Here is a 9,420-nt window from a genome sequence, read left to right on the forward strand (position 1 = left end):
CCGGCCTGCCACCGCGCGCCAGCGATGGCGGCAACCCGTGGGACAAGCGTGAACAAGCCAAGGCTGCGGCGTTTGCCCGCAATCAGCAGGCAGCCAAGGAACGCAAGGATGCGGCCAAAGGCAAAGGACCAAAGCCGACCCGCAAGCCGGTCGTGCCGCGCTAAGCCGCGCTTGAGCTGAACAGAACGCCAACCTTCGGGTTGGCGTGATCGCTCCCACGCTCTGCGTGGGAATGCCTCTAGGGACGCTCCGCGTTCCAGCCGCGCCACTGTAACCATTCCAACCCACCTGTGACGCGGAGCGTCACGGGCTGCATTCCCACGCAGGAGCGTGGGAACGATCGTGGGTGTGCCACAAATACGTGCAATCGATTCAAAGCATTTTCCCGCCTCGCCCGATTTTGGTGCTGTACTGCCTCAGGCAATCGAAGAAAGCGCCAGCGCTGCTGGATGGCATAAGTCTTGCGCGCTTTCCATAACGCTTAGGGCTCGCAGGAGGCACGCCGTGTCGATACATGTCGCATTGCACCACGTCACGCATTACCGCTACGACCGTGCTGTGGAGCTGGGGCCACAGATCGTTCGCCTGCGTCCGGCAGCCCACAGCCGCACGCGGATTCTGTCCTATGCGCTGAAAATCTCGCCCGAGCAGCATTTCATCAACTGGCAGCAAGACCCTCAGGGCAATTACCTGGCGCGGTTGGTGTTCCCGGAGAAAACCGATGAGCTGCGGATCGAAGTCGATCTGCTCGCCGAAATGGCGGTGTTCAATCCCTTCGACTTCTTTCTTGAGCCCTACGCGGAAAAAATCCCGTTCACTTACGCCGCCGATGAGCGCAAAGAACTGGCGCCGTACCTGGAAACCTTGCCCCTTACGCCAAAGTTCAAGGCGTATGTGGAAAGTATCGATCGCACGCCGCTGCCCAGTGTCGATTTCCTCGTCGCGCTCAACCAGCGCCTGAGTGAAGACATCGACTACCTGATCCGCATGGAGCCGGGCGTGCAAACGCCTGAGTTCACCCTCGAACAAAGCTCCGGTTCGTGCCGCGATTCCGCGTGGCTGCTGGTGCAGTTGCTGCGCAACCTCGGGCTGGCAGCACGTTTCGTTTCCGGTTACCTGATCCAGCTGACCGCCGACGTGAAAAGCCTCGACGGCCCCTCGGGTACTGATGTCGACTTCACCGACTTGCACGCCTGGTGCGAGGTGTACTTGCCCGGCGCTGGCTGGATTGGTCTGGATGCCACCTCCGGGCTGTTTGCCGGCGAAGGACACATACCGTTGGCCTGTAGTCCCGATCCGTCCTCTGCGGCGCCGATCACGGGGCTGGTGGAACCGTGCGAGTGCGCGTTCAGCCACGAGATGTCAGTTGAGCGAATTTGGGAGGCGCCCCGCGTCACCAAGCCTTACACCGACGATCAATGGCTGGCGATTCAGGCTTTGGGCCGGCAAATCGACGCCGACCTGCTGGAAGGCGATGTGCGCTTGACCATGGGCGGTGAGCCGACGTTCGTCTCGATTGATGACCCGGATGGCGCCGAATGGAATACCGCGGCCCTGGGGCCGGAAAAACGGCGTCTGTCCGCCGAGCTGTTCCAGCGCATGCGAAAACGCTACGCGCCGCAGGGACTGGTGCATTTCGGCCAGGGTAAGTGGTACCCCGGCGAACAGCTGCCGCGCTGGTCGCTCAATTGCTACTGGCGCCGTGACGGCGCGCCGATCTGGAACAACAGCGCGCTGATTGCCGACGAGCACGAAGACTACGGTGCGACCGGCGAACTGGCCGGGCGTTTTCTGGCGAGCGTTGCAGAGCGCCTGAAGATTCCCACACGCTTTGTGTTTCCAGCCTACGAAGACAATTTCTATTACCTCTGGCGCGAGGGCACGTTGCCGCAAAATGTCAGCGCCGAAGACTCGCGTCTTGAGGAACCCCTGGAGCGTGCACGACTGCGCAAAGTTTTCAGCCAGGGTCTGGACAAAGTCATCGGCCAGGTCCTGCCGCTGGCACGCACCGCCAAGGGCGATCAGTGGCAGAGCGGCCGCTGGTATTTGCGCGACGAGCATTGCCGTTTGGTGCCGGGAGACTCGCCACTGGGCTATCGGTTGCCGCTGGGTTCGCAGCCGTGGGTGAAAGCGGCGGAGTATCCGTTCATTCATCCGCAAGACCCGAATCAGACGTTCCCACCGCTACCCGACATGGCACAGTCGCAGAATCAGGGCGCGGCGGCGCTGATTGAGGATCGTGCCCCGAAAATCGACGAATCCGCGGACTGGCTGACCCGCACCGCGTTCTGCGCCGAGGCGCGGGAAGGCCGGTTGTATCTGTTCATGCCGCCACTGGAACGGGTCGAGGATTATCTGGAACTGGTGGCTGCCATTGAAGCCACTGCTGAAGAGCTGCGTTGTCCGGTGCTGCTGGAAGGTTATGAGCCGCCGAGCGATCCGCGATTAAGCAACTTTCGCATCACCCCGGATCCGGGCGTGATCGAGGTCAACGTTCAGCCGTCCGCGACCTGGGATGAGTTGGTCGAGCGCACCGAGTTCCTCTATGAAGAAGCGCGCCAGACCCGACTGACCACCGAGAAATTCCTGATTGATGGACGGCACACCGGAACTGGCGGCGGTAACCATTTCGTACTGGGTGGCGCGACACCTGCTGACTCGCCGTTTCTGCGTCGTCCGGATTTGCTGCGCAGCCTGATCAGTTACTGGCATAACCATCCTTCGCTGTCCTACCTGTTTTCCGGGCTGTTCATCGGGCCGACGTCCCAGGCGCCGCGCGTCGACGAGGCGCGAAACGATGCCTTGTATGAACTGGAAATTGCCTTTGCGCAGATGCCAAAGCCGGGGGAAGACTGTGCGCCGTGGTTGGTCGACCGGTTGCTGAGAAACCTGCTGATCGATGTCACTGGCAACACCCACCGCGCCGAGTTCTGCATCGACAAGCTCTACTCGCCGGACGGCGCGACGGGGCGGCTCGGGTTGCTGGAACTGCGCGCCTTTGAAATGCCACCGCATGCGCGTATGAGCCTGGCTCAGCAATTGTTGCTGCGGGCACTGGTCGCACGGTTCTGGCGTGAGCCTTATGCGCCGCCAAAACTGGCGCGCTGGGGCACGGAGCTGCACGACCGGTTCCTGTTGCCGCACTTTATCGAACAGGATTTCGCCGACGTCATCGTCGACCTCAACGCGGCCGGTTATCCGGTGCGGGCCGAGTGGTTTGCGGCGCATCTGGAATTTCGTTTTCCCAAGGTCGGCGACTACGCCGTCAGCGGCATCGCGCTGGAGCTGCGCCAGGCACTGGAGCCATGGCACGTATTGGGCGAGGAGGGTGCGGTCGGTGGCACGGTGCGTTATGTGGACTCGTCGCTGGAGCGCCTTCAGGTCAAGCTCAGCGGCTTGCCGCCGCAGCGCTATTTGCTGACGTGCAACGGCATCCCGGTGCCTTTGCAGCCGACCGGGCGTGTTGGGGAATTCGTTGCAGGCGTGCGTTTTCGCGCATGGCAACCGGCCAACTGTTTGCAGCCGACCATCCCGGTGCACGCACCGTTGGTATTCGATCTGCTCGATACGTGGATGGGGCGTTCACTGGGCGGTTGCCAGTATCACGTCGCGCACCCGGGCGGGCGCAATTACGAGACGTTGCCGGTGAATGCCAATGAAGCCGAGAGCCGACGCATGGCGCGTTTCTTCCGGATCGGACACACGCCTGGGAAACTTCCTATTCCGATTCTGGAAATTAACGACGAGCTACCGATGACTCTCGATTTACGACGTTTCTAAACCGTACGCGACGCTCGGATTTTTCGTATATCCGGGCGTCATGAGCCTGCGTTAGTCTGACCGTTCATTGCTGTCTGCCGAGCTTTCCATGCCTGACCTGCTAGACCGCTACCCGCTCACGGCGGGCACCTATCACGAACTGCTCGACGGCAGCGGCGCGGTGCGCCCGCATTGGCGTCGATTGTTCGACCAATTGCAGCGCAGCTCTGCAGCGCAACTGGTGCAGCGTCAGGCCCTGCTGACCCGGCAGATTCAGGAAAACGGTGTCACCTACAACGTCTACGCCGACCCCAAGGGCGCCGATCGGCCGTGGGAGCTCGACCTGTTACCCCATGTCATTGCCGCTGACGAGTGGGAGCGATTGTCTGCCGGTATTGCCCAGCGTGCGCGATTGCTCAACGCCGTACTGGCTGATCTGTATGGCCCGCAGCGACTGATCGCCGAAGGACTGCTGCCGGCCGAACTGGTATTCGGCCACAACAACTTCCTGTGGCCCTGCCAGGGTATCCATCCGCCTGACGGGGCTTTTTTGCATCTGTATGCGGTGGATCTGGCGCGTACCCCCGATGGCCGTTGGTGGGTCACGGCGGACCGCACTCAAGCGCCGTCGGGTGCCGGTTATGCACTGGAAAACCGCACGATCGTGTCCCGCGCCTTTCCCGAGTTGTACCGCGATCTGAAAGTGCAGCATCTGGCCGGCTTCTTCCGCACGCTTCAGGAAACCCTGGCACGCCAGGCGCCGAGTGATGATGGCGCGCCATTGGTGGTGTTGCTGACACCGGGGCGTTTCAACGAAAGCTATTTCGAACACCTGTACCTGGCCCGGCAGCTCGGTTATCCGCTGGTGGAGGGCGGCGACCTGACAGTACGCGATGCCACGGTCTATCTGAAAACCCTGAGCGGACTGCGTCGGGTCCATGTGGTGATGCGTCGGCTCGACGATGATTTCTGCGACCCACTGGAATTGCGCACTGATTCGGCTCTCGGCGTGCCTGGCTTGCTGGAAGCCGTGCGCCAGGGGCGTGTGCTAGTGGCCAACGCCCTCGGCAGCGGCGTGCTGGAATCACCGGGATTGTTGGGTTTCCTGCCGAAGATCAATCAGTTCCTGTTTGGCGAAGAACTGATTCTGCCGTCCATCGCTACCTGGTGGTGCGGTGAAGCGCCGGTGCTGGCGCAGGCCCTGGAAAAACTGCCGGAACTGCTGATCAAACCGGCGTTTCCTTCGCAGAGCTTTGCCCCGGTATTTGGCCGGGACCTGAGTGAAAGCCAGCGTCAGGAGCTGGCCGAACGCATGCAAGCGCGGCCTTACGCCTATGTCGCGCAAGAACTGGCGCAGTTATCCCAGGCACCGATCTGGCAAGCCGACGGCGGTCAATTGCAACCCCGGGCCATCGGCATGCGTGTGTACGCAGTGGCCAGCCGGGAAGGCTACCGGGTGCTTCCCGGTGGTTTGACCCGCGTGGCCGCAGAAGCTGACGCTGAGGTGGTGTCGATGCAGCGCGGCGGTGCCAGCAAAGACACTTGGGTGCTGGGTGAGCGCCCGCCCAGCGGCGAACAATGGAAGGCCCAGCGCAACATCGGCGTTCACGATCTGGTGCGACGCGATCCCTATCTGCCATCGCGGGTTGTGGAGAACCTGTTCTGGTTCGGCCGTTACTGTGAGCGTTGCGACGACAGCGCCCGCCTGTTGCGGATCATGCTCGCACGTTACGTCGACGGTGATGACCAGCAGGCCCTGCAAGCGGCGGTCGAGCTTGGCGAAAGGCTGATGCTGTTGCCCGATGAAGGTGAACTGTCGGAGCGCTTGCTGGCGGCGATACTCGGTGACGATTGGCCGTTCAGCCTTCGCTCCAACCTGCAACGCTTGCAATGGGCGGCCTCACAAGTGCGGGGCAAACTTTCACGGGAGAACTGGCAGGCCCTGGTGGAACTGCAGCGCGAGGCCATTGAGCTCGAAACCGATTCGCCGGATTTTGGCGAGTTGCTGGATTTTCTCAATCGTCTGGTGATGTCATTGGCGGCACTGTCCGGTTTTGCCCTTGATGACATGACCCGGGACGAAGGCTGGCGCTTCCTGATGATCGGCCGGCGTATCGAGCGTCTGCAATTTCTCAGTGGCAGCCTGGCGGCATTTCTGCGCGGCGCCGGGGCATTCGATCAAGCAGGTCTGGAGTGGCTGTTGGAGCTGGGCAACAGCAGCATTACCTACCGCTCGCGGTATCTGGCGGTGGCGCAATTGATCCCGGTGCTCGACCTGTTGCTGCTCGACGAACAAAACCCGCACGCGGTGCTGTTCCAGTTGAAGTTGGTGACCCGCACTCTCAAACGGCTCAACGATGACTTTGGCGCGCCGCGCGAAGCGGGGCTGCCATTGTTGGTCGATCGATTGGCGCGTTTTGATCTGGGCTGCCTGGAGAATTCGCTATTTGGCGAGGGCAGCGTACGCGCGGCTCTCGATGGCCTGGCCGATCTGCTGCAAGAGATCGCCGATGCCAGCGGGCAGGTGTCGGATCGTCTGGCCTTGCGCCATTTCGCTCATGTGGATGACATCAGCCAGCGCACGGTGTCTGTCTGATGAGCGCTCACTATCAGATTTTCCACGACACCCATTATCACTATGACAGCCCGGTGTCCCTGGCACAGCAGCTGGCCCATTTGTGGCCAAGGTCATGTGCGTGGCAGCGCTGCACGGATCAGCAATTGCAGATCAGTCCGCAGCCAACCTCACGGCGTGATGAGCTGGATGTGTTCGGCAATCCGCTGACCCGGCTGGCGTTCGAGCGGCCTCATGATGAACTGTTGGTCAATGCCAGCCTGACGATCGAAGTGCTGCCCCGGCCCGCGCCGGATTTCAATGTTTCACCCGCATGGGAGGACACCCGCAGTGCGCTGACCTACAGCAGCCAGCCGCTGTCGTCTGACGTGCTCGAAGCCTGCCGTTACCGTTTCGAATCACCCTATGTGCATTTGAAGCGCAACTTCGTCGAATTTTCCGCGAGTTGCTTCCCGCCAGGGCGGCCGCTGTTACTCGGCGTTCAGGCCTTGATGGAGAAGATCTTCAGCGAGTTCACTTTCGACGCCGAGGCGACCCAGGTGGCGACGCCGCTGGTTGAAGTGCTGGAGCGTCGGCGCGGGGTCTGTCAGGACTTCGCGCATTTGATGCTTGCGTGCGTACGCTCCCGGGGGCTGGCCGCTCGTTACGTCAGTGGCTACCTGCTGACCCAGCCGCCACCCGGCCAGCCGCGCTTGATCGGTGCGGATGCATCCCATGCCTGGGTGTCGGTATTTTGTCCGTTGCTCGGCTGGGTGGATTTCGATCCGACCAACAATGTGCAACCGGCGCTGGAGCACATCATGCTGGCATGGGGGCGGGACTTTTCTGATGTATCGCCGTTGCGGGGGGTGATTCTGGGCGGTGGCAATCATGACCCGGAAGTTCGGGTCACCGTGATGCCACTTAATTAACGCCAGCCATTGTAGGAGCGAGCCTGTCGAATCGTCGCACCGTTGCGATGGTCGTCAACGATAACGCGGGAAGCCTGACACTCCTCGGCGCTCTCAGGTTCATCGCGAGCAGGCTCGCTCCTACAACCCTGGACACAGATCCGATGGGCCTGATCAGATCGTCCGGCCCTGAGGGTCTCAGGCGTCGGGCGCCTGATCTTTCGGTGCATCAACATCATCTTCTGCTGCCACTTCACCATCAGGGTTCAGTGCAGCTTCTTCAGCTGTTGCTTTCTTGCGCTGAAGCTTTTCCTCTTTCTTCTGCTCCTTGGCCAAGTCACGCTGACGTTTAGCGAAGGAATAATTGGGTTTAGCCATGGGCGATCCTCTGGGGTCGAAGGTGAGGTTGAGCGGCGCGTATTCTGCCCTGTATCGGTGCCGAGTCGTTAGTCGGGTTTTTGCTCGACCCACTTCGGCAGTACGCTCGGCTGCCAGCTATCGAGCGCATCGAGCAGCGTTTGCGGCGATTCGCTCACCTGCAGCATGTCACGGTGTGGCGCTCGAACGAAGCCTTCGCCGACGATGTGATCAAGAAAACCGGTGAGTTTGCTGTAGAAACCGTTCACTTCCAGCAAACCGAGCGGTTTGCCGTGGTAGCCGAGCTGGCCCCAGGTCCAGACTTCGAACAGCTCCTCCAGGGTACCGAGACCGCCGGGCAGGGCGATGAAGGCATCGCTGAGTTCCGCCATTCGCGCCTTGCGTGCATGCATGCCGTCCACTACTTCCAGACGAGTCAGGCCGCTATGGCCGATTTCCTTGTCCTTGAGGCTTTGCGGAATGATGCCGATGACTTCGCCACCGGCGGCCAGCGCGGCGTCGGCCACAATACCCATCAAGCCCACGGCGCCGCCGCCATAGACCAGGGTTAACTTGCGCTCGGCCAGGGCTTGGCCCAAGGCAACAGCCGCTTCTCGATAAGCGGGGTCAGTGCCGGTGCTGGCACCACAAAATACACAGACGGATGCTAAAGACATGCCTTACTCCAGGGTCGATCAGGGCCACAGAGTAAAGGCAGGCGCTGCGCGCTCCAAGGGCTAAACTTCCCGTTCGGGCGTTTCATGGGTGCCGCTGGCACCACAGGCGTAGGCGGCGAGCAGGCTGCACAACAGGCTATTGAGGGACATGACAGACGCTCCGTTGATTGAATGACGGTCTGATCATAGGGCCGGGCCAGACGCCTGGCTGGTAGATTCTTTCGATAGGTCTCATAGCCCGAAAGTTGTATACAATTTTTGATTCAAGTCATATGAACTTGCGAAGTTTTCAGGCAGTCTTCTGTTCACTCGCATTTTCGTTAACCCTGCCTTGGAGATTCACCATGTTTGCCAAACTTGTTGCGGTATCCCTGTTGACACTGGCCAGCAGCCAATTGATGGCTGCCGAGTGCAAAGTCACCGTTGACTCCACTGACCAAATGTCCTTCAACACCAAGGCCATTGAGATCGACAAGAGCTGCAAGACCTTTACCGTCGAACTGACCCATTCCGGCAGCTTGCCGAAAAACGTCATGGGCCATAACTGGGTGCTGAGTAAAGAAGCCGACATGCAGCCGATCGCCACCGACGGCTTGAGCGCCGGCATCGACAAGCAGTACCTGAAGGAAGGCGATACCCGGGTTATCGCCCACACCAAGATCATCGGCGCCAAGGAAACCGATTCGGTGACCTTCGACGTGTCGAAGCTTGATGCCAACGAAAAATACGGTTTCTTCTGCTCGTTCCCGGGCCACATCTCAATGATGAAAGGCACTGTGACCCTGAAGTAAGCAGGTACACCGCGTGATGATCGTTCCCACGCTCCTCGTGGGAATGCCTCCTGCGACGTTCTGCGTCACGCGTTGGGACACGGAGCGTCCCGGCCTGCATTCCCACGCAGAGCGTAGGAACGATCAGCGCAAAAAAGCCCGCTGAAGCTCAACACTTCAGCGGGCTTTTTCATTCGCTCATTCCTCAAGGCGCAAAGGGCATCACACGTTTCATGATCGTTCCCACGCTCCGCGTGGGAATGCCTCCTGTGACGTTCTGCGTCACGCTTTGGGATGCGGAGCGTCCCGGCCTGCATTCCCACGCAGAGCGTAGGAACGATCAGCGCAAAAAAGCCCGCTGAAGCTCAACACTTCAGCGGGCTTTTTCATTC

6 protein-coding genes are annotated in these 9,420 nt (G+C 60.6%); 4 read left to right on the forward strand and 2 right to left on the reverse strand.

What is annotated here, in order from left to right; genetic code table 11:
- Nucleotides 1-504: 504 nt before the first annotated feature.
- The 3 genes from D8V06_RS23020 (at nucleotide 505) to D8V06_RS23030 (ending at nucleotide 7,245) form a co-directional block, all read left to right on the forward strand.
- On the forward strand, nucleotides 505-3,780 hold the full coding sequence (locus D8V06_RS23020; RefSeq protein ID WP_130931880.1) for a transglutaminase family protein: 3,276 nt from the start codon (nucleotides 505-507) through the stop codon (nucleotides 3,778-3,780).
- 88 nt (nucleotides 3,781-3,868) lie between these two features.
- Nucleotides 3,869-6,355, forward strand: coding sequence for a circularly permuted type 2 ATP-grasp protein (locus D8V06_RS23025; protein ID WP_130931881.1), 2,487 nt, complete (start codon nucleotides 3,869-3,871; stop codon nucleotides 6,353-6,355).
- Nucleotides 6,355-7,245: a transglutaminase family protein gene (locus D8V06_RS23030; RefSeq protein ID WP_130903978.1), complete on the forward strand. Its 891-nt coding sequence runs from the start codon at nucleotides 6,355-6,357 to the stop codon at nucleotides 7,243-7,245. The genes D8V06_RS23025 and D8V06_RS23030 overlap by 1 nt, the downstream gene beginning before the upstream one ends.
- A gap of 177 nt (nucleotides 7,246-7,422) precedes the next feature.
- On the opposite strand, the gene D8V06_RS23035 is transcribed toward D8V06_RS23030, so the two are convergent.
- Nucleotides 7,423-7,602, reverse strand: a complete 180-nt coding sequence (locus D8V06_RS23035; RefSeq protein ID WP_034149642.1) for a hypothetical protein — start codon at nucleotides 7,600-7,602, stop codon at nucleotides 7,423-7,425.
- Between the two features lie 68 nt (nucleotides 7,603-7,670).
- Nucleotides 7,671-8,258, reverse strand: coding sequence for a TIGR00730 family Rossman fold protein (locus D8V06_RS23040; protein ID WP_130903979.1), 588 nt, complete (start codon nucleotides 8,256-8,258; stop codon nucleotides 7,671-7,673).
- A 344-nt stretch (nucleotides 8,259-8,602) separates the two neighbouring features.
- On the opposite strand from D8V06_RS23040, the gene azu reads away from it, so the two are divergent.
- Nucleotides 8,603-9,049 carry an azurin gene (gene azu / locus D8V06_RS23045; RefSeq protein WP_056852390.1) on the forward strand — a complete coding sequence of 149 codons (447 nt, stop codon included), beginning with the start codon at nucleotides 8,603-8,605 and terminating at the stop codon, nucleotides 9,047-9,049.
- Nucleotides 9,050-9,420 lie beyond the last annotated feature (371 nt).

The organism is Pseudomonas sp. Sample_24 (assembly GCF_004307605.1).
Taxonomy (GTDB): domain Bacteria; phylum Pseudomonadota; class Gammaproteobacteria; order Pseudomonadales; family Pseudomonadaceae; genus Aquipseudomonas.